The sequence below is a fragment of the Saccharopolyspora sp. CA-218241 genome, assembly GCF_050954615.1.
GTDB lineage: Bacteria > Actinomycetota > Actinomycetes > Mycobacteriales > Pseudonocardiaceae > Saccharopolyspora > Saccharopolyspora cebuensis.
In genome coordinates, this window is sequence record NZ_CP191860.1 from 5,522,672 (window position 1) to 5,549,238 (window position 26,567).

27 protein-coding genes are annotated in these 26,567 nt (G+C 73.5%); 6 read left to right on the top strand and 21 right to left on the bottom strand.

What is annotated here, in order from left to right; genetic code table 11:
- Nucleotides 1-49 precede the first annotated feature (49 nt).
- The 4 genes from ACQP0T_RS26080 to proC all read right to left on the bottom strand — a co-directional run bounded on the left by ACQP0T_RS26080 (nucleotide 50) and on the right by proC (nucleotide 2,744).
- Nucleotides 50-1,084, bottom strand: coding sequence for an NAD-dependent epimerase/dehydratase family protein (locus ACQP0T_RS26080; RefSeq protein ID WP_433870395.1), 1,035 nt, complete (start codon nucleotides 1,082-1,084; stop codon nucleotides 50-52).
- A 151-nt stretch (nucleotides 1,085-1,235) separates the two neighbouring features.
- On the bottom strand, nucleotides 1,236-1,337 hold the full coding sequence (locus tag ACQP0T_RS26085; protein ID WP_003402602.1) for a 30S ribosomal protein bS22: 102 nt from the start codon (nucleotides 1,335-1,337) through the stop codon (nucleotides 1,236-1,238).
- Between the two features lie 134 nt (nucleotides 1,338-1,471).
- Nucleotides 1,472-1,690 (bottom strand): helix-turn-helix domain-containing protein, encoded by a 219-nt coding sequence (locus tag ACQP0T_RS26090; protein ID WP_345357216.1) that lies wholly within the window; start codon nucleotides 1,688-1,690, stop codon nucleotides 1,472-1,474.
- 241 nt (nucleotides 1,691-1,931) lie between these two features.
- Complete coding sequence (proC, locus tag ACQP0T_RS26095; protein ID WP_433870396.1) at nucleotides 1,932-2,744, bottom strand: pyrroline-5-carboxylate reductase; 813 nt, start codon at nucleotides 2,742-2,744, stop codon at nucleotides 1,932-1,934.
- A gap of 150 nt (nucleotides 2,745-2,894) precedes the next feature.
- Between proC and ACQP0T_RS26100 the strand changes: the two genes are divergently transcribed.
- Nucleotides 2,895-4,520 (top strand): long-chain fatty acid--CoA ligase, encoded by a 1,626-nt coding sequence (locus ACQP0T_RS26100; protein WP_433870397.1) that lies wholly within the window; start codon nucleotides 2,895-2,897, stop codon nucleotides 4,518-4,520.
- A gap of 148 nt (nucleotides 4,521-4,668) precedes the next feature.
- On the opposite strand, the gene ACQP0T_RS26105 is transcribed toward ACQP0T_RS26100, so the two are convergent.
- From ACQP0T_RS26105 to ACQP0T_RS26155, 11 genes are all read right to left on the bottom strand, one after another.
- Entirely contained in the window at nucleotides 4,669-5,460 is a 792-nt protein-coding gene (locus ACQP0T_RS26105) for a thioesterase family protein (protein ID WP_433870398.1), read from the bottom strand.
- Between the two features lie 69 nt (nucleotides 5,461-5,529).
- Entirely contained in the window at nucleotides 5,530-6,411 is an 882-nt protein-coding gene (locus tag ACQP0T_RS26110) for a sugar phosphate isomerase/epimerase family protein (RefSeq protein WP_345357204.1), read from the bottom strand.
- A gap of 75 nt (nucleotides 6,412-6,486) precedes the next feature.
- Nucleotides 6,487-7,752 carry a hypothetical protein gene (locus ACQP0T_RS26115; RefSeq protein WP_433870399.1) on the bottom strand — a complete coding sequence of 422 codons (1,266 nt, stop codon included), beginning with the start codon at nucleotides 7,750-7,752 and terminating at the stop codon, nucleotides 6,487-6,489.
- On the bottom strand, nucleotides 7,749-8,792 hold the full coding sequence (locus ACQP0T_RS26120; protein ID WP_433870400.1) for a hypothetical protein: 1,044 nt from the start codon (nucleotides 8,790-8,792) through the stop codon (nucleotides 7,749-7,751). Before ACQP0T_RS26120 ends, ACQP0T_RS26115 begins: the two co-directional genes overlap by 4 nt.
- Before the next feature lie 259 nt (nucleotides 8,793-9,051).
- Nucleotides 9,052-9,735, bottom strand: a complete 684-nt coding sequence (locus tag ACQP0T_RS26125; protein WP_433870401.1) for a response regulator — start codon at nucleotides 9,733-9,735, stop codon at nucleotides 9,052-9,054.
- Nucleotides 9,732-10,958, bottom strand: coding sequence for a sensor histidine kinase (locus ACQP0T_RS26130; protein ID WP_433870402.1), 1,227 nt, complete (start codon nucleotides 10,956-10,958; stop codon nucleotides 9,732-9,734). Before ACQP0T_RS26130 ends, ACQP0T_RS26125 begins: the two co-directional genes overlap by 4 nt.
- 159 nt (nucleotides 10,959-11,117) lie before the next feature.
- Nucleotides 11,118-11,861 carry a phosphoglyceromutase gene (locus tag ACQP0T_RS26135; protein WP_433870403.1) on the bottom strand — a complete coding sequence of 248 codons (744 nt, stop codon included), beginning with the start codon at nucleotides 11,859-11,861 and terminating at the stop codon, nucleotides 11,118-11,120.
- Nucleotides 11,862-12,419: 558 nt separating this feature from the next.
- Complete coding sequence (locus ACQP0T_RS26140) at nucleotides 12,420-13,205, bottom strand: DUF4349 domain-containing protein (protein WP_433870404.1); 786 nt, start codon at nucleotides 13,203-13,205, stop codon at nucleotides 12,420-12,422.
- Nucleotides 13,206-13,642: 437 nt separating this feature from the next.
- Nucleotides 13,643-14,149, bottom strand: coding sequence for a YbjN domain-containing protein (locus ACQP0T_RS26145; protein WP_433870405.1), 507 nt, complete (start codon nucleotides 14,147-14,149; stop codon nucleotides 13,643-13,645).
- Nucleotides 14,146-15,435 carry a D-inositol-3-phosphate glycosyltransferase gene (gene mshA / locus ACQP0T_RS26150; protein WP_433870406.1) on the bottom strand — a complete coding sequence of 430 codons (1,290 nt, stop codon included), beginning with the start codon at nucleotides 15,433-15,435 and terminating at the stop codon, nucleotides 14,146-14,148. Before mshA ends, ACQP0T_RS26145 begins: the two co-directional genes overlap by 4 nt.
- Nucleotides 15,436-15,954: 519 nt before the next feature.
- Nucleotides 15,955-17,091, bottom strand: a complete 1,137-nt coding sequence (locus ACQP0T_RS26155; RefSeq protein ID WP_433870407.1) for a L,D-transpeptidase — start codon at nucleotides 17,089-17,091, stop codon at nucleotides 15,955-15,957.
- A 175-nt stretch (nucleotides 17,092-17,266) separates the two neighbouring features.
- On the opposite strand from ACQP0T_RS26155, the gene ACQP0T_RS26160 reads away from it, so the two are divergent.
- Entirely contained in the window at nucleotides 17,267-18,007 is a 741-nt protein-coding gene (locus ACQP0T_RS26160; protein ID WP_433870408.1) for an SDR family NAD(P)-dependent oxidoreductase, read from the top strand.
- A 144-nt stretch (nucleotides 18,008-18,151) separates the two neighbouring features.
- On the opposite strand, the gene ACQP0T_RS26165 is transcribed toward ACQP0T_RS26160, so the two are convergent.
- Nucleotides 18,152-19,156, bottom strand: coding sequence for a hypothetical protein (locus ACQP0T_RS26165; protein WP_433870409.1), 1,005 nt, complete (start codon nucleotides 19,154-19,156; stop codon nucleotides 18,152-18,154).
- Nucleotides 19,157-19,247: 91 nt separating this feature from the next.
- A complete protein-coding gene (locus ACQP0T_RS26170) occupies nucleotides 19,248-20,414 on the bottom strand; it encodes a UDP-N-acetylmuramate dehydrogenase (protein ID WP_433870410.1) in 1,167 nt (388 codons plus the stop codon).
- On the opposite strand from ACQP0T_RS26170, the gene ACQP0T_RS26175 reads away from it, so the two are divergent.
- The 4 genes from ACQP0T_RS26175 (at nucleotide 20,401) to purU (ending at nucleotide 23,470) form a co-directional block, all read left to right on the top strand.
- Entirely contained in the window at nucleotides 20,401-20,922 is a 522-nt protein-coding gene (locus ACQP0T_RS26175; protein WP_433870411.1) for a DUF2505 domain-containing protein, read from the top strand. The two genes, ACQP0T_RS26170 and ACQP0T_RS26175, sit on opposite strands and share 14 nt — an antisense overlap.
- On the top strand, nucleotides 20,919-21,770 hold the full coding sequence (locus ACQP0T_RS26180; protein ID WP_433870412.1) for a class I SAM-dependent methyltransferase: 852 nt from the start codon (nucleotides 20,919-20,921) through the stop codon (nucleotides 21,768-21,770). Before ACQP0T_RS26175 ends, ACQP0T_RS26180 begins: the two co-directional genes overlap by 4 nt.
- A 46-nt stretch (nucleotides 21,771-21,816) precedes the next feature.
- Nucleotides 21,817-22,539 (top strand): maleylpyruvate isomerase family mycothiol-dependent enzyme, encoded by a 723-nt coding sequence (locus ACQP0T_RS26185; protein ID WP_433870413.1) that lies wholly within the window; start codon nucleotides 21,817-21,819, stop codon nucleotides 22,537-22,539.
- Nucleotides 22,540-22,603: 64 nt separating this feature from the next.
- A complete protein-coding gene (purU, locus tag ACQP0T_RS26190; protein WP_433870414.1) occupies nucleotides 22,604-23,470 on the top strand; it encodes a formyltetrahydrofolate deformylase in 867 nt (288 codons plus the stop codon).
- Between the two features lie 148 nt (nucleotides 23,471-23,618).
- On the opposite strand, the gene ACQP0T_RS26195 is transcribed toward purU, so the two are convergent.
- The 4 genes from ACQP0T_RS26195 to ACQP0T_RS26210 all read right to left on the bottom strand — a co-directional run bounded on the left by ACQP0T_RS26195 (nucleotide 23,619) and on the right by ACQP0T_RS26210 (nucleotide 26,506).
- Nucleotides 23,619-24,794 (bottom strand): TerC/Alx family metal homeostasis membrane protein, encoded by a 1,176-nt coding sequence (locus ACQP0T_RS26195; RefSeq protein WP_433870415.1) that lies wholly within the window; start codon nucleotides 24,792-24,794, stop codon nucleotides 23,619-23,621.
- A 143-nt stretch (nucleotides 24,795-24,937) separates the two neighbouring features.
- Nucleotides 24,938-25,486: a YbaK/EbsC family protein gene (locus tag ACQP0T_RS26200; RefSeq protein ID WP_433870416.1), complete on the bottom strand. Its 549-nt coding sequence runs from the start codon at nucleotides 25,484-25,486 to the stop codon at nucleotides 24,938-24,940.
- 10 nt (nucleotides 25,487-25,496) lie between these two features.
- Complete coding sequence (locus tag ACQP0T_RS26205; RefSeq protein WP_433870417.1) at nucleotides 25,497-26,204, bottom strand: alpha/beta fold hydrolase; 708 nt, start codon at nucleotides 26,202-26,204, stop codon at nucleotides 25,497-25,499.
- Between the two features lie 38 nt (nucleotides 26,205-26,242).
- Nucleotides 26,243-26,506, bottom strand: a complete 264-nt coding sequence (locus tag ACQP0T_RS26210; RefSeq protein WP_345357140.1) for a DUF2516 family protein — start codon at nucleotides 26,504-26,506, stop codon at nucleotides 26,243-26,245.
- Between the last annotated feature and the right edge of the window lie 61 nt (nucleotides 26,507-26,567).

The window sequence follows — 26,567 nt, forward strand, 5'->3', positions numbered from 1 at the left end:
TCGCCTGGGTCGTGTTCCGGGAAGCGGCGGAGCCGCCGGTCCGCGCGCCCTAGCGCAGTCTGGTCAGCACGTCACCGACGCCGCGTTCCGCCGCCAGCACCTGGTCCGGGTCGACCACCGGCCGCAACCCCCGGCCGCGGACGTAGTCGTCGAACGCCTCCCGGGTGGTCCACTTCGGGGTGTAGCCGAACTCGGTGCGCAGCTTCGCGGTGTCGAGCACCCGACCGTAGTTGAGGTAGCGCATCTGCTCCGGGGAGAAGTCGACCAGCCGCGAGCCGCGGAAGAACCGGCTCAGCGGCGACATCGCCGGTCCCGGGACGGGCATCGGCAGCCGGCCCGCCCGGCGGATCGCCTGGGACAGCATCAGCACGCCGTCGCCGCCGACGTTGAACACGCCGGGCAGCTCCGCCAGCGCGGCGCGTTCCAGCACCGCCAGCGCGTCCTCGGCGTGCAGCAACTGGAGCCGGGCGTCGAAGCCCAGCACCACCGGCACCACCGGCATGGCGAAGTAGCGGGTCAGCATCGCGTCGATGCGCGGACCGATCAGATCGCTGAAGCGCAGCGTGGTGACCGCGACGTCGGGCCGTCTGCGGCCGAAGGCGCGCACGTAGCCCTCGATCTCCACGGCGTCCTTGGCGTAGCCCGAGGACGGCAGGTCCTTCGGCATCATCGACTCGGTGAACACCGCGGGGTCCCGGGAGCTCGCCCCGTACACCGCGCTGGTGGAGCGGACCACCACCCGGCGCACCGACGGCGCCTTCTGGCAGGCGGCCAGGAGCTGCATCGTGCCGATGACGTTCATCTCCTTGACCGCGGACCGGCCGCCGGGCGCGGCCCGGGAGTTCACCGCGGCGTGCACCACGGTGTCCACCCCGGCGCGGGAGATGACCTTGGCGATGAGCGGGTTGCGGATGTCGGCCCGCACGAACTCGGCGCGGCCCATCCGGCGCAGCAGGTCGCGACCGGGCCGCTCGGTGTCGACCGCGAGGACCCGCTCGACGCCGGGGTCGGCCGCCAGCCGGGCCGCGAGGTGGCCGCCGAGGAAGCGGCTGACCCCGGTCACCAGCACGACGTTCGGTCCCAATGGGGGCTCCCTGCGCTCACCGGCGTTGCACCGCACGCCATGCTACCGCCGGTGATCCGGGTCTTCCGGCTGCGCGGTGCAACGCCCCGGTGAACGTCGCGGGCGGCCGGGACACGACCGCCGCCGACCGAACGGTCGACGGCGGTGCGGATCACTTGCCCAACTTGCGACGCTGAACGCGCGTCCTCCGCAGCAGCTTGCGGTGCTTCTTCTTGGACATGCGCTTGCGGCGCTTCTTGATGACCGAGCCCATGCGGCGGACTCCTTCGCTGTTGACGGCGGTTCGACGTGCTCGCGTACCGGTGCGGCGAGCACGCGCACCAGGCACTACCAACCCGACACCTTACCGGTCGGGCCACGTCCCCCGTCAGCACGGGTCCGCCGTCGTCAGCCCGCGTTGTAGTAGGCGTTGTCCAGGTAGGCGTGGACGTCCTTCTCGGCCACCCGGAACGATCGCCCGACGCGCGCGGCGGGCAGCTCGCCCGCGTGCACGAGCCGGTAGACGGTCATCTTCGAAACGCGCATCAGCTTGGCCACCTCGGCGACGGTGAGGAACCGGACCTGACCCATCCCCGGAGGCGCACCGGGATCGGAGTTCGCAGACATGCTGCACCGTGCCCTTCAGCACGCACCGTGCCGCCGGCTTCCCCTCCGACGGAGGCTCACGCACGTGCTCCGTCGAGAGTAACGGGATGGGTGGGAAGGCTGCGATGTCCGGATTAACCCACCCGGTCCCCGGCAGCCACCCGACCACCTGTGCGACCGGGTTCCCACCGCCCCCGGTCCCGCCGGGGTGAACAGCGCGTTCCCGGGAACGGAGATCGACCCGGTGGGGTCGGCGCCGCGCTCAGTCGCCCTCGTGCGCCGCCCCGAGTTCCACCGAACGGTTGCGCGCCGCCTCGATGGCGTCGATCAGCGCGGCGCGCACGCCGTGCTTCTCCAGCTCCCGGATGCCCGCGATGGTGGTGCCCGCCGGGGAGGTCACGGCCTCCCGCAGCATCACCGGGTGCCCGTCGCCGTCGCGCAGCATCGCCGCCGCGCCGACCGCGGACTGCACGATCAGCTCGGCGGCGGTGGCGCGCGGGATGCCCAGCAGGATGCCCGCGTCGATCATCGCCTCGACCAGGTAGAAGAAGTACGCCGGACCGGAGCCGGACAGCGCGGTGACCGCGTCCTGCTGGCCCTCCGGGACCCGCACCACCTTGCCGACGCTGGCCAGCAGCTCCTCCACCAGCGCCAGGTCGGACTCCGCGGCGTGCGCGCCGCCGGAGACCGCCGCCATCGCCTCACCGACCAGCATCGGCGTGTTCGGCATCACCCGGACCACCGCGGTGCCCCGCGGCAGGGTGCGCTCGAACAGCGCCGTGGGCAGCCCGGCGCACAGCGACACCACCAGCTTGCGCTCGGCGATGTGCTCGGCGAGCTCGGCCAGCACCGCGTCGATGTCCTGCGGCTTGACCGCGACGATCAGGACCTCCGCCCGGCGCACCGCCTCGGCCAGCCCGACGTGCCCGACGCCGTACCGCTCGGTCAGCTCCGCGGCGCGTTCCGGGTGCCGCTCGGTGAACAGCAGGTCCTCCCGCGCGCGTCCGGCGGAGCACAGCCCGGACAGCAGCGCCTCGCCGATCTTCCCAGCTCCCAGCACGGCGATCGTCGTCATGCGGATCAGGGTGCCAGACCACGCAGCGCAGGCGGCACGCGCCGACGGGTCACCCCGCGTCGCACCCTCCCGAGCAGCGGATTGACCCGTTAGTGTGGCTGCCACCACAGCGCAGGCCGAGCTGTCTTCACCGGTGAAGGAGCCCTGACCATGTTGAGCACGATGCAGGACGCCCCGCTGACGATCTCGCGGATCCTCCAGCAGGGCACCGGGCCGCACGGGGACGCCGAGGTGGTCACGTGGACCGGCGAGGGGTCGCGCCGCACCACCTTCGCCGAGGTCGGGCGCCGCGCCGCCCGGCTCGCGCACGCGCTGCGCGGCCTCGGCGTCACCGGCGACCAGCGGGTCGGCACCTTCATGTGGAACAACGCCGAGCACCTGGAGGCCTACCTGGCGGTGCCGTCGATGGGCGCCGTGCTGCACACCCTCAACGTCCGGCTGTTCCCGGAGCAGCTCGTCTACGTCGCCGACCACGCCGAGGACCACGTCGTGCTGGTCGACGCGACGCTGCTGCCGCTGTTCCAGAAGGTGCTGCCGGAGCTGTCCACCGTGCGGCACGTGGTGGTCGTCGGCGGCGACCCCGCCGCGGTGCCCGCCCCGGGCGGCGTCGAGGTGCACGACTACGAGGCGCTGCTGGCCGCCCAGCCCGACGAGTTCGACTGGCCCGAGCTGGACGAGCGGACCGCCGCCGCGATGTGCTACACCTCCGGCACCACCGGCAACCCCAAGGGCGTGGTGTACTCGCACCGCTCGATCTACCTGCACTCGATGCAGGTGTGCATGTCCGACGGGATGGGGCTGTCCCAGGGGGACCGGTCGCTGGCCGTGGTGCCGATGTTCCACGCGATGTCCTGGGGCCTGCCCTACGCCGCGTTCCTGGTCGGCGCCTCGCTGATCATGCCCGACCGCTTCCTCCAGCCGGCCCCGCTGGTGGAGATGATGGTCGCCGAGCGGCCCACCACGGCGGAGGCGGTGCCGACCATCTGGCAGGGCGTGCTCGCCGAGCTCCAGGCGAAGCGCCCGGACGTCTCGTCGCTGCGCGAGGTCGTGGTCGGCGGCGCCGCCTGCCCGCCGTCGCTGATGCGCGACTTCGAGGCGGAGTTCGGCATCCCGGTGCTCCAGGCCTGGGGCATGACCGAGACCTCCCCGCTGGGCAGCGTGGCGCGCCCGCCCGCGGAGGCGACCGGCGACCAGCGGTGGGCCTACCGGGTCAGCCAGGGCCGCACGCCCGCGAGCGTGCAGGCGCGGGTGGTCGCCGACGACGGCACCGTGCTGCCGCGCGACGGCGCCAGCGTCGGCGAGCTGCAGGTGCGCGGGCCGTGGGTCACCGCCTCCTACTACGGCGAGGAGGACCCGGAGAAGTTCCACGACGGCTGGCTGCGCACCGGCGACGTCGGCTACCTCACTCCGGACGGCTACCTGGTCCTCACCGACCGGGCCAAGGACGTCATCAAGTCCGGCGGCGAGTGGATCTCCTCGGTCGAGCTGGAGAACGAGGTGATGGGGCACCCGGCGGTGGCCGAGGCGATGGTCATCGGGGTGCCGGACGAGCGGTGGAGCGAGCGCCCGCTGGTCGCGGTCGTCCTGGAGGACGGCGCCACCGCCACCCCCGACGAGCTGCGCGAGTTCCTCAGCGCCAAGGTCGCCAAGTGGCAGCTCCCGGAGTACTGGACCTTCGTCGCCGAAGCGCCGAAGACCAGCGTCGGCAAGTTCGACAAGAAGCGCCTCCGCCAGCAGCACTCCCAGGGCGAACTCGACATCACCCACCTGACCTGAGCCGCCCCGGGAACGCACCCGGCGTGTCGCACCGAGTGAGGGGCACCCTTGCCCGACTATGCCGGATGAAGGTGCCCCTCACTCACCACGAGATCACCCGGGTGGGCTACCCCGGGGCGCGTTCACCCGTTGGGCAGCCAGGTCAGGATCACCCTGTCGACAGGGCGAGCTGGCGGGACTGGCAGATCAGCCGTCCCACCGAGTCCACCACCGTGACGTCCTCGTCGAACCACGCCCCGTGCACGGCGGCGCAGTTCACCACCAGCCGCAGCCACCCGTTCGCCGGTTCGGCCCGCATCAGCGCGGTGAGCTGCACGGTCGGCGCCCAGCCGCGGCGGCCCAGGTTGAAGGTGACCGGCACGGTGATGTCGCCCGCGGTGAGGCCGAAGAAGAGGTCGGGCTGCTCGGCGCGGGGCTTGACCCACAGCCGCAGCCGGGGCGCTCCGGTGCCGCCGTGCACGAAGTGGGCGTCGGCGGGGTCCAGCCGGACGTCGCAGACGCGGGACAGCGAGAAGAACTTGCGGGCTTCGCTGGTGCCGAGGTCGAGGGCGCCGGACGGGGGGTTGACCGGCATGTCCGGCACGTCCGACCAGGCGGGTTCGTCGGTGGGCAGGTCACCGAGGCCGAGGGTGGCGTCGACGCAGGTCCGCCCGCTCTGCTCCAGGACGGCCCGCAGCGCGGTGACGGTGCGTCCGGACTTGAGGAGTTCGGTGCGGATCAGCACCGGTCCGACCCGGGGTGCGCTGAGGAAGTGCGCGCTGATCGTCAGCGGTGCCCGCCCGGCGCGCTCGGCGGCCGCTCTGGCCAGCACCGCGAGCAGGTAGCCGCCGTGCGGCTTGTCCCCGATCGCCCAGTGGGGATGCAGGTGGGCGACGTAGCTGCCGTCGCCGAGCGGCCGGACCGCGCTGGCCGCGGAGAAGTGGTCGGGGGCCTCGCTCACCGCGGGTCCCGCAGCTCGAGGTGCACCGGGTTCATTTCACCTATTCTAGTGAACCCCCGCAGAAGTTGATCATCCTCCCCGCGGCCGTTCCAGGTGCAGCCGGGCGAACAGCAACGATTCCGCGAGCATCTCGGCGCGTTGCTGGGGCCCGCGGGCCTTGCGGGTGTTGACCTCCAGCACCACCGATCCCCGGTAGTCGTCGGCGGCCAGCGCCTCGCACACCTCGGCGCACGGCTGCTTGCCCTGGCCCGGCACCAGGTGCTCGTCCCGGGAGGCCCCGGTGCCGTCGGCGAGGTGGACGTGGGCGAGCCCGCTGTTCATCCGCTTGAGCAGCGCCAGCGCGTCGACGTGCGCGGCCGCCGCGTGCGAGACGTCGAGGGTGTAGTGGGCGTGGCCGACCTCGGTCGGGTCGGGCGAGGGTTTGAACGCCGAGAGCCCGTTGAACGTCGGCGCGCCGCCGGAACGCCCGCCGCCCCGGATGCGGTTCCAGCTGTTGGGCGGGCGCAGCGGGAACATGTTCTCCACCGCGACGTCGATCCCGCTGGTCTCCTCCAGCTCGGTGACCAGCTCGGAGAACATCTCGGCGTAGCGGCGCTGCCAGCGGAACGGCGGGTGCACCACGACGGTGCGGGCGCCGAGCTCGCTCGCGGCGACCACCGCACGCCGCAGCCGCTCCTCGGGTTCGGGCGACCACACCCGCTGGGTGATCAGCAGGCACGGCGCGTGCACCGCGAGGATCGGCACGTCGTACTGCTCGGAGAGCCGCTCCAGCGCCGCGACGTCCTGGCTGACGGCGTCCGCCCAGACCATCACCTCGACCCCGTCGAAGCCGAGTTCGGCGGCCATCTCGAAGGCCGCGGAGGCAGGTTGGGGCCACACCGATGCGCTGGACAGGCCGACCGGGATGCGCTCGGCGGACTGGCGGTGCGGTTCAGGCTGTTGCGCGGTCATGACCCGCCCAGCATGACGGAGGGCTCACGCGAGGTCGCGATGCGGTACCGATCCAGCGGTCCGTCGGCGACGTGGCTAGTGGCCGATCAGCAGCAGGGCGGCGGGCGAGACCGTGCACACCAGCCCCACCAGCACCGCCAGCAGGATCGTCTGCAGGTCGTCGCTGCGCAGGAACTTCCGGGCGATGAACACCAGGCAGCCGGTGATCACCAGCGCGGCGACCAGCGCGGCCAGCGCCACGTTGATCCACAGCCAGCGGAAGCTCAGCCACACCAGACCACCGCCGAGCAGGCCCGCGACGCACTGGACGGCCAGGGTGGCCCACTCCTTGCCCGCGGACGGCTCCTCCTCCGGCTCGTCGTCCCCGGCGCGGTAGTCCTCGGAGTCGAGCCCGGCGGGCAGCTCCTCGTCGTAGTCGTCGTAGCGCTCGCCCTCGGACTCGCGGCGGGTGCCGTAGGACCCGTACTCGTCGTCGGCCTCGTCGTACGGGTCGAAGTCCTCGTCGTAGGAGTCGAAGTCGTACGGGTCCTTCTCCTGCTCCTCCGCGGGCGCGGGCGGCGGCGGGTAGGCGAGGACCGCGGTGCCCTCCTCGTCGGCGGCGGCCACCTCCTCGGCCTGGACCTTCGGCAGCTGCTCGGTGGCGCCTTCCACCGGCGGCGCCGGCTTCGGCGGCGCGGGCGGGGCCGGGTGCGGCGAGGGCCGCCGGGGCAGCGCGGGCTGCTGGAGGGTCACCTCGGCGTCGCTCTCCGCCGGGGCCGGGGACGACTGCGGGGCCGGAGCGGCGGGGCCCTGGCCCGCCGCGGCGAAGCGCTGGGCCCAGTAGTTCGCCGAGCCCGGCGCCGCCTCGTCGTCCTCGGCCTGGGCCGGTTCGGCGGTCGGCGGGACCGGGGTCTGCTGCGCGGGCGGCTGCTCCCCGCCGGACTGGGGCCCGCCCACCTGGGGCGCACCGGACGGCTGGGCGGGGGCCGACTGCTGCGGTCCGCCCGTCTCGGGCGCACCGGGCTGGGGCGCGGCGGGCTGGGGACCAGCGGGCTGCGGCGCGGCGGGCTCGGGGGGCGCCGGGGCCCCGGTGTTCTTCGGGGTGGGCGGTACCGGCGGCGTCGGCGCGGCGCCGGGCCGGTGGCTGCGCCGCTGCGGCGGCTCGGCCTCGGCGTCCACCGCGCGCATCTGGCCGCTGTCCGACAGCACCCGGTCGATGATCGCCTGCGGAGCCGTTTCGGTGGGGTCCTCCGCCCGCCTGCGGCGTCGACGGCTACCCCCCTTGTTGCTGTTGCCGTACTCGGCCAGCAACTCCGCAACGGTGCGCTGGGTGGGCTGGTCGCCCCCGCTGTCCCGACTCATCGCTTCCACCGTGCCCCGTGGTCGGCCTTCCGTCCAGTACCGGCCTGCCCTGCTGCGGCGGCCGGTGCGCCGAGCCCGAGCCCGGCCGCGGCGCGGAGGGCGGTGTGAGTGTCTCCGTTGGTGCGGTCCAGCCGGCGCAGGATGACGCCCTCGCGCAGTGCCCACGGGCAGATGTCGAGTTCGCTCACCCCGAGCGCCGCCATCGCCGCCTCGGCCACCAGCGCGCCCCCGACGAGCTGGTGCGCCCGGGCCGAGCTGACGCCGTCGAGCTGGGCCAGGTCCTTCGCCGACATCCGGGTGATGAACGCCAGCAGTTGGCGCAGCCCGGTGTCGGTGAGCGTCCGCCGCACGCGGAGACCTGCCGACGCGGGCGCGGAGCCGGTCAACCGGGCCAGCGTCCGGAAGGTCTTCGACGTGGCCACGGCGCGGTCCGGCGCACCCCGCTCGCGGAACCGCTGTGCGGTCCCGGCGAGCTCGTCGGCGAGCCGCTCGCGCTGCCGCTTCACCTCGTCCCGCTTCGGCGGGTCGTGCAGCATCGTACGGGCGACGCGTCCGGCGCCCAGCGGCACCGACGCCGCGAGGTCGGGCTGCTCGTCCACGCCGACGGCCATCTCCAGGGAGCCGCCGCCGATGTCCAGCAGCAGCAGGTCACCGGCAGACCAGCCGTACCAGCGGCGCGCGGCCAGGAAGGTCCAGCGCGCCTCGTCCTCGCCGGTGAGCACCCGCAGCTCCACGCCGGTCCGGTCGGCGACCAGCGCGAGCACCTCGGCGGCGTTGTCGGCCTCCCGGATCGCCGAGGTCGCGAAGGCCATCAGCTCCTCGCACCCGGCCTCGACCGCCGCCTCGCGGGCGGCGGCGACCGCCCCGACCAGCTCCTCGGCGTCGTCGGGCGCCAACCGGCCGCGGTGGGAGCTGATCCGCTCGGCCAACCGCAGGACGGTCTTGTCTGACGTCATCGGCGTCGGGTGGGCACCGCGGTGCGCGTCCACCACGAGGAGGTGGACGGTGTTGGAACCGACGTCGAGCACCCCTAGGCGCATGACCGACAAATTACCGGCTGCGAGTGACCGCCGGGGCCCGGTGGGGGCGGCGGCGTGGCGCCCACCTCATCGGGCCCCGCCCGGTACGTCCGGTTCGGTCCCGCACCGGCCCCGGCACCCGGTCTCGGCGCCGCCCGGAGCAGGCGTTCCCGGCAGGGCGACGCCCGTTCCAGAAAGCGGCGAAGCCGCTTTTCCGCCACCCGGGCCACTCGCACCACAACGGGGGCGAAGTGGGCGAAACAGCGTTACGCGGGGAATCTCACGATGCTTCGAGCTTGTACCCGAGACCACGGACGGTGAGCAGGAACCTCGGGTCCGCCGGGTCGGGCTCGATCTTGGAGCGCAGCCGCTTGACGTGCACGTCGAGGGTCTTGGTGTCGCCGACGTAGTCCGCGCCCCACACCCGGTCGATGAGCTGCGCCCGGGTCAGCACCCGGCCCACGTTGCGCAGCAGGTACTCCAGCAGGTCGAACTCCTTGAGCGGCAGCCCGATCTCCTCGCCGGAGACCGTCACCACGTGCCGCTCCACGTCCATCCGCACCGGCCCGGCCTCGAGCACCTGCGGCTGCACTTCCTCGGACTCGCCGCGCCGGCGCAGCACCGCGCGGACCCGGGCGATCAGCTCCCGCGCCGAGTACGGCTTGGTGACGTAGTCGTCGGCGCCGAGCTCCAGGCCCACCACCTTGTCGATCTCGCTGTCCCGCGCGGTCACCATGATCACCGGCACCGCGGAGCGCTGGCGGAGCTGCTTGCACACGTCGGTGCCGCTCATCCCCGGCAGCATCAGGTCGAGCAGCACGATGTCCGCGCCGTTGCGGTCGAACTCCTCCAGCGCCTCCTGGCCGTCGGCGGCGACGGCCGCGGTGAACCCCTCCTTGCGGAGCAGGAAGGCAAGCGGGTCGGCGAAGGACTCCTCGTCCTCGACGATCAGCACCCTGGTCACCGGACTCCTCCCGTTTCGACGGTGGTCTTCCCGTCGGCATCCTCGGTCATCGGTCGGGCCGCCGCCGGGGCGTCCGGCCCCGGCACCTCGGTCTCCTCGACCGCTCCGGCCCCGTGCTTCGGGATCCGGAGGGTGAAGGTGGAGCCGGTCCCCGGACTGCTCCACAGCTTCACCTCGCCGCCGTGGTTGGCGGCGACGTGCTTGACGATGGCCAGCCCCAGCCCGGTTCCCCCGGTCGCCCGGGAGCGCGCCGGATCGACCCGGAAGAAGCGCTCGAAGACGCGCTCGTGGTGCTCCGGTTCGATGCCGATGCCCCGGTCGGTGACCGCGATCTCGACGTGGTCGCCCGCCAGCCGCCTGCTGATGGACACCGGGCTGCCGGGCGGCGAGTAGGACAGGGCGTTGTCGATGAGGTTGCTCAGCGCGGTGACCAGCAGCGTCCGGTCCCCGTCTAGCAGGTAGCCGGAGGGGCCGTCGACGGCGATCTCGGTCTCGGCGGACTCGGCGGCGAGCTGGCTGCGGCCCAGCGCCTCGTCCACCACCTCGTCCACCTCCAGGGTGGTCAGGTCCGGCATCCGCTCGGCGCCCTGCAACCGGGACAGCGCGATCAGCTCGGAGACCAGGGTGCCCAGCCGGGTGGACTCGTGCAGGATCTTGGTGGAGAAGCGGCGGACCTCCTCGGGGTCCTCGGCCGCGTCGAGCACCGCCTCGGCCAGCAGCGCCAGCGCGCCGACCGGGGTCTTGAGCTCGTGGCTGACGTTGGCCACGAAGTCGCGCCGGGTGGCCTCCAACCGCACGGCGTCGGACTCGTCGCCCGCGTCGATCACGGTGAAGCCGTCACCCAGCGGGCGGACCTCGCCGAGCACCGCCGCCGGGCCCCGGCCGCGCAGCGTGCGCTCCAGCGGCGAGAGGTCCACCGGCACCGGTTCGCCGGTGGTCAGCACCTCGTCGGCGGCGTGCCGCGCCCGGGGATCGGCCCGGTGGTCGCGGATCAGCCCGAGCTCGTCGGCCCGTGGGTTGTGCAGCACGACGTCGCCGAAGCGGTTGAGCACGACGATGCCGCCCCGACCGGTGTGCACGAGCCGCTGGAGCAGCTCCGCCACGGTGGGCCCGGTCACCTGGGCGCGGCGGTAGCGCTGGGTCGCGCGAGTGCCGACGATGCCGCCGGTCGCGCCGACGAGCAGCGCGACGAAGATCAGGGCGGTGTAGCCCAATGCGGTCACGTTCGCATCGTAAGCAGGGCCCCGTGGGGGTATGCCAGTCTGCGCGGCCGTTCCGTGATGCCCGCGACATGAATCCGGTGCCGATTCACCTCCGCGACACCCCGCGCTGGCGGTCGGTTCATCCGGGTCGCCCGCCGCGCGGCGGGCGACCCGGCGTGCTCAGCGGCCCTGGTTGGCCACCGCGGCGGCCGCGGCCTCCGCCGCGTCCGGGTCCAGGTAGGTCCCGCCCGGGTTCACCGGCTTGAGGTCCGCGTCGAGGTCGTAGCGCAGCGGGATGCCGGTGGGGATGTTGAGCCCGGCGATGTCGGCGTCGGAGATCCCGTCCAGGTGCTTGACCAGGGCGCGCAGCGAGTTGCCGTGCGCGGCGACGGCCACCACCTTCCCGGCGCGCAGGTCCGGCACGATCGCCGACTCCCAGTACGGCAGCAGCCGGACCACGACGTCCTTCAGGCACTCGGTCAGCGGCATCTCCGCGCCCAGCCCGGCGTAGCGCACGTCGGCGTCCTGGCTGTACTCGGAGCCCGGCTCGATCGGCGGCGGCGGGGTGTCGTAGGAGCGGCGCCAGAGCATGTACTGCTCCTCGCCGTAGGTATCCAGGGTCTGCTTCTTGTTCTTGCCCTGGAGGGCGCCGTAGTGGCGCTCGTTGAGGCGCCAGTCCCGCCGCACCGCGATCCAGTGCCGGTCGGCGGCGTCCAGGGCGATGTTCGCGGTGGCGATGGCGCGGCGCAGCAGCGAGGTGTGCAGCACGTCCGGGAGCACCCCGGACTCGCGCAGCAGCTCACCGCCGCGCTTGGCCTCCAGCTCGCCCTTCTCGGACAGCGGGACGTCCACCCAGCCGGTGAACAGGTTCTCGGCGTTCCACGTGCTCTCTCCGTGCCGCAGCAGCACCAGCGTCGCAGTCATCGTTCCAGGCTATAGATCGAGCCGTTCCCGGCGCGGCGCGAGGTGACGGGGAGCGCAGGGCCGCGGCGGCGGCGCGGCCGTCCCGTTGGCACCGTCATCCGAGAGTTACCTGATCACCGCGCCACCGTGACACGGAAGTGGCGGGCGTCACCGTTCCGAGGCGACCACGCAGAGCCAGGTTCCAGCGAGTTACCTTTTGAGGCCAACATCACACTGATGGACCAATGTGGCGGCCTTGTGGCCGCTTCGCGACTCTGCGAAGTTGTCGGAGCTCTCATCTTGATCGGCTCCCACGCACTCCCCGATCGGGACGAGGGCACCGGCGCGGTCCACATCCCCCATAGGGATCGCGCCCCCGCCGGGCCGCCGGGTGCCCCCCGCCCGACAGCCCAGCAGGCGGAACCCCACGCGGGGCGGCTCGATTCGCGACTCCCCCTCTCTCCCGAGCCGCCCCGCGCGGGTCCCCCGGACCCGCGCCCCGCCGTCGCCTCACCCCGTCGCTTCACCCCGCCGTCGCCTCACCCGGAAGTGTGCTGAGTGAGGGGCCTGGAACGGCGATCATCCGAGCGGGGGTGTGCGGGCCCGTCGCCTGCGCCGCACCAGCAGCACGCCCGCGGCCGCGGGCAGCGCGAGCAGCACGACGTAGGGCAGCGCCACGCCGAGCCAGGTGAGCAGCAGCGACCCCGCTCCGCCCAGCGAGTGCAGCCCGGTGGTGACCCCGGCCAGGAATCCGGCGCCGCGCGCCGCCGACCGCTCCAGCACCACGTCGACCTCCGCCATCGCCACCCGGTCGGCCAGCGCCGCCCGCCGCCGCTCCAGCGCCTCCAGCTCGGTCTCCCGCTCGGTCAGCTCGGCTTCTACCTGGACCACCTCGGCCACCGTCGTCGCCCGGTCCAGCAGCTCGCGCAGCCGGCGCACGCTGGCCCGCTGCGATTCGAGCCGGCTGCCGGTGTCGACGACCTGCTCGGTGACGTCCTCGGTGCTGGTGGAGCGCGAGAGCACCCGCCCCAGCCCGGACAGCTCCGCCAGCACCGCGTCCAGCCGCTCGGCCGGGACCCGCAGCGACAACCGCACGCGGTCGGCGTCCCCGCGCTCCCGCGCGAGGTGCCCGCCGGACCGCTCCCCGGCGCGGCGCACCGCCCCGGCGGTCCCGGCCGGATCGTCCACCGCCAGCTCCAGCTCGGCGCTGCGGACCACCCGCCGCTCCGCGTCGACCACCTCGGCGGACGCCACCTCGGCGGGCGCCGACCCGGCCCGCCCCACGGTGTCCACCACCCCACCGGAGGAGCACCCGACCAACAACGCCCCCGCCAGCACCAACCCGGCGACCCGGCCTGCACCCATGCCCCACTCCTCGTCATCGCGATCAACGACGACGACGGCGCGACCCCCACACCCGGTTGCACGCCCACCACCGCCGAGCACGTTCACCCGATGGGGAGCTGAGCGAGGGGCACCCTTGCCCGAGCAAGGACCGCTTTCGCCAATGGCTTGCGTGGCGGTGCGGGTGGCGGAACCTCAGCGGCCCCCTCGCTCCGGGAGCCGCTCCTGATGAACCAGGCACGTACACGGCGTCACGGCTGTCCTCGCGAGAAGACCGCTGAGCGGTCACGTCCGAGCACGGGCCGCGGTGCCGGTTGCGTCCCGCACCGCATGCGGCTCCGCCGCATTCCGAAAGGACCCCTCACTGGGACAAGGGTGCCCCTCACCTGGAAACCTTCACCCGGACGAGCAGCTCGGTGCGCAGCCTCGTCACGACGTCGAGGCGGTGCGTGGTCGGGTCAGCTCTCCGGGAAGAGGGGGCCTTCGGCCTCGACCAGCTTCCGGAAGGGGCGCAGGTTGGCCAACGACTCGCCGCGGGCTTCCCGCCAGCCCCACTCCCGCCTGATGGCCGTCCGGAAGCCCAGCTCCAGCAACGTGTTGAAGTCCCCGTCGGCGGCCTCCAGGACCTGCCCGAGCAGGGTGTCGAGCTCGTCGGCGGACACCGCCTCCCGCGAGACCCGGCCGACGAGGTGGATGTCGCCCCGCTCGTCGAGGGTGTAGTGGACGCCGTAGAGCTTGGCGTTGCGGCGCAGCAGGTAGCGGTAGACCTCTTCGTGGGCCTCGTCGGGGCGGCGGCACACGAAGGCCTCCACCAGCAGGGCGTGGTCGGAGACGATCAGCCAGCAGTTCGTCTGGAGCTTCTTGGTGCCGGGCAGGGTGACGAAGAAGCGCCCGTCGCCCTTGGCCTGGTAGTCCAGTTCGGCGGCGTCCAGCGCCGCCGCGATGACCTCGGCGGGTTCGGTCATGCGGTGGCCTCCTCGATCCGCAGCCGGGAGTGGAACGCGCGCTTGGCCTCGGCGTAGGTGTCCAGCAGCGCCTCGGTGGTGCGCTCCCACGAGAACGTCGCGGCGTGCTCGATGGCGTGCTCGGCCAGTTCGGCGCGCCACCGGGGCCGGGTGGCGACCGAGGCGAGCGCTTCGGCCCACTGCTCGGTGCCGTGCCCGGGGACCAGCAGGCCGGACATCCCGTCGGCGACGGCGACGGGCAGCCCGCCGACCGAGGCCGCGACCACCGGCGTGCCGCACGCCTGGGCTTCCAGCGCGACCAGGCCGAAGGATTCGTTGTAGCTGGGCACCGCGACGACGTCGGCGGCCCGGTAGACCCGCGCGAGGTCGTCGCCGCCCTGCGGCGGCAGGAAGCGGACCACGTCGGTGATGCCGAGCCGGGCGGCGAGCTCGTGCAGCGCCTCCGGTCGTTCCAGCCCGCTGCCGGAGGGGCCGCCGACGATCAGCACCACCAGGTCGCGGCGGAGCTCGGGGTACCGTTCCAGCAGCGCGGCGGTGGCCCGCAGCAGCACGTCCGGGGCCTTGAGCGGCTGGATGCGGCCGACGAACGCGAGCACCACCGCGTCGCGGCGCAGCCCCAGCCCGGCCCGCGCGGCGAGCTGGTCGCCGGGGGTGAAGCGCTCCAGGTCCACGCCGGGCGGGATGGTCACGACCTGGTCGGTGCCCGCCCCGTAGCGATCGACCAGGTCCGCCGCCTCGACGGCGGTGTTGGCGACCAGCCGGTCCGCCTGGGCCACGACCTGCTCCTCGCCGAGGACCCGGCTGCGCGGTTCGGGTTCGTCGCCTTCGGCCAGCGCGGCGTTCTTGACCTTGGCCAGGGTGTGCGCGGTGTGCACCAGCGGCACGCCCCAGCGTTCCCGCGCCAGCCAGCCGACCTGGCCGGACAGCCAGTAGTGCGAGTGCACGACGTCGTAGTAGCCGGATTCGTGCCGGGCCTCGACGCGCAGGGCGCCTGCCGCGAACGCGCAGAGCTGCGACGGCAGTTCGTGCTTGTCCAGCCCTTCGAAGGGACCGGCCACCACGTTGCGGACCAGCACGCCGGGCGCCAGCTCGACCACCGGCGGGATGTCCGAGGAGGTGCTGCGGGTGAAGATCTCGACCTCGGTGCCGAACGCCGCGAGCCGCCGGGCGGTCTGCGCGATGTAGACGTTCATCCCGCCGGCGTCGCCGGTGCCGGGCTGCTCCAGGGGAGAGGTGTGCAACGAGAAGACCGCGGCACGACGCGGCCGCAAGCGCAAGGTCGTCATCTACTGCCCATCGCCAGACCGTCGGCGACCCGGTCCCGGATCGCACCACAAGTCCCTACACCCGGCGCCCCGCGAACATTCCCGTGCCGCGGCCGGGCAACGGCCCGACGCTACTCCCCGCCACACCTCCGACCTGCGACTCCCGCCCTACCACGTGGCACGCATCACACACCCGCGCTGACTTTCCCCGCCGCCTGTGGGCGCCCCGACCGGACACCCCCGACGACCGAGAGCGGCGAAGCCGATTCCAGCCGCACACGCGCCGATCGCAACCAAGCGGCGCCAGCCGCTTCCGGCCCACGCACACGCCACCCACAACCCCCGTCAGGCAAGCGGCGAAGCCGCTTCCGCTTCACCCCACCCTCGCAACTTGCACCGCCGCGGGTTCTCAGCGGTCTTCTCGCGAGGACGCCCTGATGCCGTGTATTGGCGATCCATCAAGAAGGGCGCCCGGAGCGAGAAGGCCGCTGAGGTTCCGCCACCCGCACCCCTACGCAACCGGACCACAACACCAAAAACTCACACAGCGGATTTCGCGGTCCACTCTTCCCAGTTGAGCAGCCAGTCGTACATGGCGTACCCGGGTTCCATGTCCGTCCCGGAGCCGGTGACCACGACCGGATCGCCGATCAGCGCGCTGTCGTAGTACTCCTTGGCGTTGGCGGCGCTGAGGTTGATGCAGCCGTGCGAGTTGTTGTAGCTGCCCAGCGCGGCGGCGTTGGCCTGGTTCTCGTGGATGAACTCGCCGTGGTTGGAGATCCGCACCGCCCACTTTTTCGGCAGGTCGAAGTAGCCGTACTTCGGGTTGGTCATGAGCTGCAACGGGACGCGCGCCATCACGACGTAGGTGCCGTTGCTCGTGTGCCTGCCCGGGTCGGACTCCAGCCCGTAGCTCGCCGGGTAGCTGGCGACCTGCTCCCCGTCGCGTTCCACGACGAGCTGGTGGCTGTCCACGTCGGCCTTGACGATCTGCGCGCGGCCGATCTCGAACTCCGTCCGCAGGTCGCCTTCGCCGTAGACGCCGCCGCCGAAGTGCGCGCCGAACAGCCGGGCGTGCACCTGCACCTGCGTCCCGGCGGGCCAGTACTCGCGGGGCCGCCAGTGGGCCTCGTCGTCGGCCAGCCAGGCCCACGCCCCTTCGACCGGCACCGAGGTCTCCACCGACAGCGCGCGCTGCACCGCGGCCTTGTCCTGGACCGGCTCGTCGAACTTCACGCTGATCGGCATCGCGATGCCGACCTGCTGGCCGTCGGTCGGGCTCACCGTGGCCCCCGTCGTCCGCTTCGGCGCGACGGTGCTGAACGCGCCACCGACCGGCACCAGCTTCCCGTCGGAGCCGATCGCCTGGCCGGACCACGTGTAGGACGTGTCGTAGGCCAGCGGCTCGGTCGCCTGCCAGCTCCGGCCGTCGGGCGCGATCCGGCCGGTGACGGCGCTGCCGTCCGAGCCCATCAGCGTCACCAGGTCGAAGCGTCCCCGCACCACCTCGGCGGTGATCGGCGCGGACGGACTGACCTCCGCGGCACCGCCCGCCGACGGTCCGGCCCGCACCTGCGCGACCGGGCCCCTCGGCACCTCCGCCTCGGGTGCCGCGCACCCGGCGACCATCGCCAGCCCAGCGGCCAGCGCCCCCCAGAACACCTTCGCGCCACGCATCGGACCCCCTCCGCAACGCCGCGCCCACCCCCATGAGCGCTGATCGGCGGTGCGCCTCGATCACCGGGGACCGGTTCGGCGCGACCGCCTCCTCGGATCGTGTCCCGAACCGGCGCTTTCCGCAGCCGACGAGCCACGCCGATGCACCCACACGGATTGCGGCAGGATCGGGGACATGAGCACCGAGACGCAACGATGGGCAGTGGTGACCGGAGCGAGCGCGGGGATCGGCGCGGCGACCGCGCGCACGCTGGCCGACGCGGGATTCCACGTGGTGCTGGGCGCCCGCCGCACCGACCGGCTGAGCGCGCTGGCGGAGGAGGTCGGCGGCACCGCGCTGCCGCTGGACGTCACCGACCAGGAGTCGGTGACCGCGTTCGCCGAGCGGGTGCCGCGCTGCGACGTGCTGGTCAACAACGCCGGTGGCGCGAAGGGGCTGGCGAAGGTCGTCGAGGCCGACGAGGCCGACTGGCGCTGGATGTGGGAGACCAACGTGCTCGGCACCCTGCGCCTCACCCGGGCGCTGCTGCCGAAGCTCGTGGAGTCCGGCGACGGGCACGTGGTGACGGTGACCTCGGTGGCGGCCGACGAGGTCTACGACAACGGGTCGGGCTACACCTCGGCCAAGCACGCCCAGTCGGCGCTGCACCGGACGCTGCGCGGCGAGCACCTCGGCGAGCCGGTGCGGTTCACCGAGGTCGTGCCGGGGCTGGTCGAGACCGAGTTCTCCGAGGTCCGCTTCGGCGGCGACACGGAGCGCGCCGCGGCGGTCTACCAGGGACTCACCCCGCTGACCGGGGAGGACGTCGCCGACGTGATCGGGTTCGCGGTGACCCGCCCCGCGCACGTCAACCTGGACCGGATCGTCGTCAAGCCGCGCGACCAGCACTCCGCCACCCGAGCCCACCGCAGGTGAACCAGGGACGGGATCGCCTCCTGCGGCACCCGCGACGCGCCCCGTCGTCGGCGCTGCCAGCACGAGGGGACCGCTGAGTGAGGGGCACCCCGTGATACGGGGTGCCCCTCACTCAGCTCCCGAAAGGGTGACGTGGAGCGGGGGTCAGGGGCCGACGAGTTCGGCGGCGGTGCGCAGGGCGACGTCGAGTTCGTCCAGCACCCCGCCGATCGGGCAGGCGAACCCGACGCGACCGCGCCGCCCGCCCGCGACGTGCAGCCCGATCACCCGCCCGCCCGGGTCGATCACCGCTGCGCCGGAATCGCCCGGCCCGCAGTAGCGCCGCCCCGAGGTGTCCACCCGGATCTGCTCGCGCAGCACCCGGATGCCCAGGCTGTCGCCGTGGTCCAGGCGCAGCGTGGCGTCCACCGAGGTCACCACGCCGAGGGTCAGCCCGGTGCCGAAGCCGCACTTGCGCACCCGCTCGCCCGGGTAGGTGCCCGCGTGCCCGGTCACCGGCCCGATCCCGCCGACCACGTGCGAGGTGTCCAGCCTGCTCGCGATGGTGACCGCCGCGGCGTCGACCCGGCCGGACAGCGCCGCGCGGGCCAGGTCGGCGTGCACCCGGCCGCCCGCGGGATCGACCATCCGGTCCCCGACCGCCCAGGCGTCGTCGAGGCAGGCGACGTCGAACGTGGTCAGACCCATCGTGGTCGCGCTCGGTTCGTTCGCCGTGACCAGCACGCCGAGCGTGCCGATCCGCCGGTAGCTGCCGGGCACCGGCACCACCGGCGGCACGAGGTAGGCGGCCCGGTACGGCGCGATCCCGGCGCCCCCGGCCACCGCGCCCCCGCGCAGCCGGCGCAGCCGCGGCGCGAGGTTCTCCTGGGAGCCGCGGTGGATGTGCTCCAGCACGGGCTGCTCCTCGACCACGTCGGTCGGGATGCCGAGGATGTGGTGCGGGATCCGGGTGCCGGGACGCAGCTCGTCGGCGGGCTTCTTGCGCATGACCGACACCACGATGACCTGTTCACCGGTGCGGCGTCCGGCGCGGAGCTTCTCCCCGATGTCGACGATGGTGACGCCGGGGAGATCGAGCAGTTGGTCCTCCACCGCCCGCTTGACGGGGCGGATGACTGCGCGGTCGCGAAGTTCCCTGATGCTCAGCATGGTGGCCCCCTCCACCTACACCATTTAACACTCAGGGTGACGTGTTCGTCACTAAGCGTCACCCCAACGGCCGGTGGGGCGGGCTCAGCTCCTACAGGGCACAGTCCACGAGAACCGGTTCCGGGGCCAGCGACACGCCGAAGGCCGCGCGCACCCCATCGCGGACTTCACGCGCGAGAAGGAGCAGGTCACGCGTCGTGCCGGTCCCCCGGTTGGTGAGCGCCAGGGTGTGCTTGGTGGACAGTCCGACCCGGCCGCCCGGCCCCGGGTGCCCCTTGCCGAACCCGGCCCGCTCGATCAGCCACGCCGCGGACAGCTTGGTCGCGCCGTCCTCCGCCGGGTAGCGCGGGATGCGCACGTCGGCGCCGACGCGCTCCTCGATCCGGGTCAGCACGCCGGGCAGCTCCTCGGCCGGGACCAGCGGGTTGGTGAAGAACGACCCCGCGCTCCAGGTGTCGTGATCGGCCGGGTCGAGCACCATGCCCTTGCCCCGGCGCAGGCCGAGCACCGCCTCCCGCGCCTCGGCCACGCCGACCCGCTCCCCCGGTTCCACGCCCAGCGCGCGGGCCAGCTCGGCGTAGCGGATCGGGTGCGACTTCCCGCCGTCGCGCAGCAGGAACCGCGCCCGCAGCACCACGGCCGCGTCGCTGCCCTTGAGCACGCTGCCCCGGTACACCAGCCCCAGGTCCGCGGCGGCGACGGTGCGCACCCGGCCGGTCGCCCGGTCCAGCAGATCCACCGACACCAGCAGCTCGGAGACCTCCACGCCGTAGGCGCCGACGTTCTGCACCGGCGTCGCCCCGGTCAGCCCCGGGATGCCGGACAGGCACTCCAGCCCGCCGAGCCCCTGCCGGACGGTGTCGGCGACCACCTCGTCCCAGTCCTCCCCCGCCTCGGCGGTGAGCTGCACCAGGCCGTCGCCGACGCTGTCGTACTGCCGCCCGCGGGTGGCGATGCGCACCACGTGCCCGGCGAAGCCCGCATCGGAGACGACGAGGTTCGACCCGCCGCCGAGCACGAGCAACCGGTGCCCGCCCGCGTCCGCGGCCGAGACCGCGGCGGTGAGCTCGTCGGGCCGCTCGGCGACCACCAGGCCCGTCGCCGGACCGCCCAGCCGCAGCGTGGTGCAACCGGCCAGCGGCACGTCGGCGGCGGGGTGCTCACCGGGCAGCGGCACGTCACCGCGCTGGGCCCGAGCACCGGACGTCGAGGGGTTCACAGTGGCCAACGGTAACCTCCCGGGCATGGCCCGCCGCATCGAGCACCGCAGCACCTCCGAATGGAGCGCGTCCGCGGTGCACCAGGCGTTGATCGACGTCGACTACCTCACCGACCGGCTGCGCACCCTCGGCGGCGCGCACGCCGAGCTGGTGGAGCACGTCTCCACTCCGGACGGCGGCGTGCGGTACCAGATCCGGCACGGCGTGCGCTCCGACGCGCTGCCGCAGCTCGCGCGCTCGGTGGTCGGCGGCGACCTGGTCATCGACCGCAGCGAGTCGTGGCGGCGGCAGGACGACGAGCACTACACCGGCGAGGTGGCCGCCGAGATCGCCGGGGTGCCGTGCACCATCGCGGGTTCGATGTGGCTGCGCGACCTGGACGAGCCGGTGGGCACCGAGATCAGCGAGTTCGTCGTGTCCGGAACCGTCCGGGTGGGCGTGCCGCTGGTGGGCGGCAAGCTGGAGGACCTCGTCGCCGACCAGGTGCAGAAGCTGCTCGCGGCCGAGGAGCAGTTCACCGGCGAATGGCTCGCCCGCCGCGGATGAGCTCCGCGCCGAAGAAGCGGGCGCCCCGGCTGGCCGCCGGTCGCGCCCGCGCGCTGGGGATGCCCACCCGGGGGACGACGAACCCGAACCGGTTGCGCCGCGTCGACCGCTGGATCACCGGCACCCCGTGGGTGGCCGGGGCGCTGCGCCGCGCCGCGGAACCGGTGGTGGTCGACCTCGGCTACGGCGCCACCCCGGTGACCACGGTGGAGTTCGCGTCGCGGCTGCGCCCGGTGCGCCCGGACCTGCGGGTGGTGGGCCTGGAGATCGACCCGGATCGGGTGGCGGCGGGCAAGCGGGTCGCCGAGCCACCCGCGCTGGAGTTCCGGCGCGGCGGTTTCGAGCTGGCCGGGCTGGCCGCCGGGGTCGCCGGGGCGCGCGGCCCGGTGCTGGTGCGGGCGTTCAACGTGCTGCGCCAGTACACCGAGCCGGAGGCGTGGCGGACCTGGGACGAGCTGCGCGCGCGGCTCGCCCCGGACGGCCTGCTCGTGGAGGGCACCTGCGACGAGATCGGCAGGCGCTGCTGCTGGGTGACCCTCGACCGGGAGGGACCGCGCACCTTCACGCTGTCCTGCCTGCCCGCCGACCTGGAACGCCCCTCGGACCTCGCGGAGCGGCTGCCCAAGACGCTGATCCACCGCAACGTCGACGGCCAGCCGGTGCACGAGCTGCTCGCCGCGCTCGACGACTGCTGGGCGAAGGCGGCGCCGCTGGCCCCGTTCGGCCCCCGCGCGCGGTGGGCCGAGGCGGTGCGCCGGTTCGCCGCGCTGGGCTGGCCGGTCCGCGACCGGCACCGGCGCTGGCGGCTCGGCGAGCTCACCGTGGACTGGTCCGCGGTGGCCCCCTGAGTTCGATCAGCCGCGCCCTCTTGCCGGCGCCTCCTAGACTCCGGGCATGGCGAGCGAATTCCACCTCAACGCCGTGCGGGAGCAGGCCGCCGCGCTGCGCACCGCCGCGGTCGCGGCCGGTCCGGACGCCGCGGTGCCGACCTGCCCGGGCTGGGACGTGCGGAAGCTGGTCCGGCACCTGGGCCGGGTGTACGCGATGGCCGGGCTGGCCCTCGAACTCGACCCGGCCGCCGAACGGCCCAGCCCGCCGCGCCCGCCCGAGGACTTCGACGAGGCGCTGGCCTGGCAGGACGAGCGGCTCCGCCACCTGGTCGAGGCGCTGTCGACCGCGGCGGGCGACCCGGTGTGGGCGTTCTTCCCGGACGGCTCGGCGACGAGCTGGGCCCGGCGGATGGCGCACGAGACGGCCGTGCACCGGCTCGACGTCGAGGCCGCGCGCACCAGCGCGCCCGAGCTGATCTTCACGCCGGACCTGGCCGCCGACGGCATCGACGAGATGCTCGCGCTGCTGCTGCCGCTGGGCGACTGGTCCGCGGGCACCGGCTCGGGGCGGGTCGTCTACCACGCCGCCGACGCGGGCCGGACCTGGTCGGTGGCCTACCAGCCCGGGTTGCGGCCGACCGTCGGCGAGACCACCGACGCGGCGCTGGACGTCGACGCCACCGTCGCGGGCACCGCCGACGCGCTCTACCGGCAGGTGTGGGGCCGGCCCAGCGGCGCGGTGATCACCGGCGATCGCGCCCTCGCCGGCCTTGCCGCCGGTCGGTGAGCCAGACCTCAGCGACCGGCCCCGGGCCGCGCGCGCCCCTCGCGACCTGGGAGGATGCCGGGTCGTGACCAACCCCGACCGCCGCTTCGTCCTCACCCTGGGCTGCCCGGACCGCACCGGCATCGTCGCCCGCATCGCGGGTTTCCTCGCCGAGCACGGCGGCTGGATCGTCGAGGCGGGCTACCACACCGACCCGGACACCGGCTGGTTCTTCACCCGCCAGGTGGTGCGGGCGGACTCGCTGCCGTTCGGCGTCGAGGAGCTGCGGGAGCGCTTCGGCGCGGTCGCCGACGAGCTCGGCGGCTCCTGGCGGGTGTCCGACACCGGCGAGCCGCCGCGCGCGGTGTTCCTGGTGTCCAAGGACGGTCACTGCCTGCACGACCTGCTCGGCCGCGTCTCTTCCGGGGAGCTCGACCTCGACCTGCGCGCGGTGATCGGCAACCACCCGCGCCTCGGCCCGATCACCGAGGCGCACGGCGTGCCCTTCCACCACGTGCCGTTCGGCACCGACCCGGAGTCCAAGGCGGCGGCCTTCGAGCAGGTCCGCGGCCTGGTCGACGAGCACGACCCGGACGCGATCGTGCTCGCCCGGTTCATGCAGGTCCTGCCGCCGGAGCTGTGCGCGGCGTGGTCCGGGCGGGCGATCAACATCCACCACAGCTTCCTGCCCTCGTTCGCCGGTGCCCGCCCCTACCACCAGGCCCACGAGCGCGGCGTCAAGCTGGTCGGCGCGACCTGCCACTACGTCACCGCCGAACTCGACGCCGGACCGATCATCGAGCAGGACGTGACCCGCGTCGACCACGGCGACGCGGTGGCCGACATGGTCCGCAAGGGACGCGACATCGAGAAGGTCGTGCTGGCCCGCGGCCTGCGCTACCACCTGGAGCACCGCGTGCTCGTCCACGGCGGACGCACCGTCGTCTTCTGAGGACGCGCTTTCAGGGGGCTTGCGTGGCGGTGCGGGTGGCGGAACCTCAGCGGTCACGTCCGAGCACGGGCCGCGGTGCAAGCTGACGGCCCCACCGCATGCGGCTCCGCCGCATTTCAGAAGAAAACCCGCGCCGCCCGCGCGCCCGTCAGCGCTCGTGCTTGTCGTGGGCGGCGCGGAGCAGGTCCATCAGCTGCCGCTGCTCCCGGATCCGGGCGCGGTACTTCTCGGGGAGCTCCCGCATCTGCTGCTCCTCGGCGAGCATCTTGCGGAAGGTCCGCTCCTGGGCGGCGGCGTCGGCCTCGTCGCTCTCGTCGAGGTACTCGGCGGCGTGCCGCCGCGCCGCCGCGACGACGTTCTGGGCCTTGCCCTTCGCGCTGAACAGCGAGGCGAGGACGGTGATGAGCAGCGCGCCGATGATCACGCCCAGCGAGAGGCCGGTGCTGATCTCGATGACGTGGACGGGTTCGCCGCCGTTGATGAACGGCACGTTGTTCTCGTGCAGCGCGTGCAGGATCAGCTTGACCCCGATGAAGGCGAGGATCGCGGCCAAGCCGTAGGAGAGGTAGACGAGCCGGTCCAGCAGCCCGTCGATGAGGAAGTAGAGCTGCCGCAGCCCCAGCAGGGAGAACGCGGTGGCGGTGAACACCAGGTACACGTTCTGGGTCAGGCCGAAGATCGCCGGGATCGAGTCCAGGGCGAAGAGGATGTCGGTGCCGCCGATCGCGACCATCACCAGCAGCATCGGGGTCAGCACCCGCTTGCCGTCCACGGTGGTGAACAGCTTGTCCCCGTCGAAGGTGTCCGAGGTGGGGAACAGCCGCTGGACGATCCGGACGACGGTGTTGTCGGCCGTGCGCCCCTCGGTCCCCTCGGGTCTGAGCAGGTTCCCCGCGGTGAGCAGCAGGACCAGCCCGAAGAGGTAGAACACCCAGGCGAAGGTGTTGATCAGGGTGGCGCCCAGGAAGATGAACGCCGTGCGCGCCAGCAGCGAGAACGTGATGCCGAACAGCAGCACCTTCTGCTGGTCCGGGCGCGGGACGTGGAAGCTGCCGATGATGATGAGGAACACGAACAGGTTGTCGACGGACAGCGCCTTCTCCGTGACGTACCCGGCGAAGTACTCCGTCCCCATCACCGTGCCGCCGAAGAACCACACCCCGACGCCGAACAGGAGCGCGACCCCCACGTAACCGGCCGACCACACGGCGGCCTCCCGCAGCGCGGGGGTGTGCGCCTTGCGCACGTGGAAGAAGTAGTCGAACAGCAGCAGGGCGGCGATTCCGGCGACCGTCACCGCCCAGACCGGTCCAGGCACGCCCATCGCGCTTCCCCCCGTCGACGACGCCGCACCCACGAGTGTCCTGGTAGGACGCTCGTCCGGCGAGTTCGGCGCCGCCTCGGAGAAACCGGGGGTCGGTGGTCCGCGCGGCGGACGCATGTCGGGTGTGGACGATCAGCGGCCGGTCAGCGACCCAGGGATTCGGCGACCTCCGCGCCGGGGAGGTCGGCCAGCACCGATCCGGCGGCGATGAGCTTGCCGCGCCGCAGCCCGCTGCCCACCACCACGGCGGGGGCGGCGACCACGGCGGGGTCGACCAGCAGCGGCCAGTCCCCGGGCAGCCCGAACGGGGTGATGCCGCCGTACTCCATGCCGGTCAGCCGCACCGCGTCGTCCATCGGCGCGAACGAGGCCTTGCGGACGTCGAGCCGCCGCTTCACCACGCCGTTGACGTCGACGCGGGTGGTGGCCAGCACGAGGCACGCGGCGTAGCGCACCTCGCCACCGCGCTTGCCCGCGACCACCACGCAGTTCGCCGACAGCTCCAGCGGCGAGCCGTACTCGGCGCAGAACGCGGCGGTGTCGGCGAGCCCGGGATCGATCGCGACGACCCCGATCCGGTCGTCGTCGAGCGCGCGCACCGCGTCGGCGACCGGATCGGCGAGCAGTTCCGGGTGTTCCAGCGCCGGGGCGACCGCGAGGGTCCCCGCCGCGGCGGACCAGTCAACAGCCATGCGCCGAACCCTACTCAGCCCAGCCGGTCAGCAGGGCGCGCATCCGGGCGCGGTGGGTCAGCATCGGCGCCATCGAGGGCAGCAGCTCCAGCCCGGCCCGGGGGAACGCCCCGGCCACCGCCTCGGCGACCTCGGCCGGGTGCAGCGGGTCCTCCGTCGCGCCGACGACCAGCACCTCGGCGCCGACCTCGGCGAGCGCGGCGGCGTCGGCCAGCGGCGCCCGGTCGGGGAGTTCGCGCAGCGCGGCGCCGAGCCGCAGCAGCGCCTCGGCCCGGCGCTCGACGTGGTCGCCGACGGACACGCCGTCCGGCACCTCGGCGGCCAGCACCTCGCGCAGCCGTCGCCCGCCGTCGGTCCCGGCGCGGTCCACGGCCTCGGCCAGCCGGGCGTAGGCCGCGGTGGCCGTCGCACCGCGCGGCCGGTCCAGGGCGGCGGGCAGCAGCAGGGCGAGCCGCTCGAAGCGGTCGGGGTCCTCGGCGGCGATCCTGGTCAACGCCCCGGCGCCGAGCGAGACGCCGACCGCCCGGGTCGCCCCCACCTCGTCGGCGACGGCGCGGACGTCGGCGGCGATGGTGCCGTAGTCCCAGTAGCCCTCCGGCGCGTCCTGGGCGCTGCCGTGCCCCGGCAGGGTGACCACCACGCGGGTGCCGGGCAGCCCGGACGCGGGGATGCGGGCCTCGCCCTCCGTGGCACCCAGCCCGGGGACGACCAGCGTCACCGGCGCGCCCCGCCCGCGGGCCACCCAGCGCGCGCCCACTACCAGGAGCCCCCGCGCTGAACCTCCTTGACCTTGGGCCGGACGTCGACGATGTAGACGAGCGCGGCGACCAGCCCGGCGATCCAGAACAGCGTGCCCGGCCCCTGGAACACGATCAGCACCAGCAGGCCGCCGCCGGTGATGCCCAGCCACGCGGGCTTGGACATCTTGTCGGCCGCGGTGTACGCGTCGGCGCGCTGCATCGCCGCGTGCACGAACGCGAACGCCCCGACCGGCCAGCCAGCGGCCCAGAGAATCAGCATGATCCAATTCGCCAGCTCCACGGCGCCCAGCCTACGTGGTCGCCGAACGGAGGGGCACCCG

Coding starts and splice junctions, on each gene's coding strand:
- ACQP0T_RS26145 (WP_433870405.1), bottom strand. CDS start 14,149: ATGACCGAACCCGCCGAGGTCATCGCGGCGGCGCTGGACGCCGCCGAA.
- ACQP0T_RS26115 (WP_433870399.1), bottom strand. CDS start 7,752: ATGAGTCGGGACAGCGGGGGCGACCAGCCCACCCAGCGCACCGTTGCG.
- ACQP0T_RS26165 (WP_433870409.1), bottom strand. CDS start 19,156: ATGCTGAGCATCAGGGAACTTCGCGACCGCGCAGTCATCCGCCCCGTC.
- ACQP0T_RS26135 (WP_433870403.1), bottom strand. CDS start 11,861: ATGACTGCGACGCTGGTGCTGCTGCGGCACGGAGAGAGCACGTGGAAC.
- ACQP0T_RS26160 (WP_433870408.1), top strand. CDS start 17,267: ATGAGCACCGAGACGCAACGATGGGCAGTGGTGACCGGAGCGAGCGCG.
- ACQP0T_RS26140 (WP_433870404.1), bottom strand. CDS start 13,205: ATGGGTGCAGGCCGGGTCGCCGGGTTGGTGCTGGCGGGGGCGTTGTTG.
- ACQP0T_RS26185 (WP_433870413.1), top strand. CDS start 21,817: ATGGCGAGCGAATTCCACCTCAACGCCGTGCGGGAGCAGGCCGCCGCG.
- ACQP0T_RS26170 (WP_433870410.1), bottom strand. CDS start 20,414: ATGCGGCGGGCCATGCCCGGGAGGTTACCGTTGGCCACTGTGAACCCC.
- ACQP0T_RS26155 (WP_433870407.1), bottom strand. CDS start 17,091: ATGCGTGGCGCGAAGGTGTTCTGGGGGGCGCTGGCCGCTGGGCTGGCG.
- ACQP0T_RS26195 (WP_433870415.1), bottom strand. CDS start 24,794: ATGGGCGTGCCTGGACCGGTCTGGGCGGTGACGGTCGCCGGAATCGCC.
- ACQP0T_RS26175 (WP_433870411.1), top strand. CDS start 20,401: ATGGCCCGCCGCATCGAGCACCGCAGCACCTCCGAATGGAGCGCGTCC.
- ACQP0T_RS26100 (WP_433870397.1), top strand. CDS start 2,895: ATGTTGAGCACGATGCAGGACGCCCCGCTGACGATCTCGCGGATCCTC.
- ACQP0T_RS26110 (WP_345357204.1), bottom strand. CDS start 6,411: ATGACCGCGCAACAGCCTGAACCGCACCGCCAGTCCGCCGAGCGCATC.
- ACQP0T_RS26085 (WP_003402602.1), bottom strand. CDS start 1,337: ATGGGCTCGGTCATCAAGAAGCGCCGCAAGCGCATGTCCAAGAAGAAG.
- ACQP0T_RS26120 (WP_433870400.1), bottom strand. CDS start 8,792: ATGCGCCTAGGGGTGCTCGACGTCGGTTCCAACACCGTCCACCTCCTC.
- ACQP0T_RS26200 (WP_433870416.1), bottom strand. CDS start 25,486: ATGGCTGTTGACTGGTCCGCCGCGGCGGGGACCCTCGCGGTCGCCCCG.
- proC (WP_433870396.1), bottom strand. CDS start 2,744: ATGACGACGATCGCCGTGCTGGGAGCTGGGAAGATCGGCGAGGCGCTG.
- ACQP0T_RS26090 (WP_345357216.1), bottom strand. CDS start 1,690: ATGTCTGCGAACTCCGATCCCGGTGCGCCTCCGGGGATGGGTCAGGTC.
- ACQP0T_RS26180 (WP_433870412.1), top strand. CDS start 20,919: ATGAGCTCCGCGCCGAAGAAGCGGGCGCCCCGGCTGGCCGCCGGTCGC.
- mshA (WP_433870406.1), bottom strand. CDS start 15,435: ATGACGACCTTGCGCTTGCGGCCGCGTCGTGCCGCGGTCTTCTCGTTG.
- ACQP0T_RS26210 (WP_345357140.1), bottom strand. CDS start 26,506: ATGCTGATTCTCTGGGCCGCTGGCTGGCCGGTCGGGGCGTTCGCGTTC.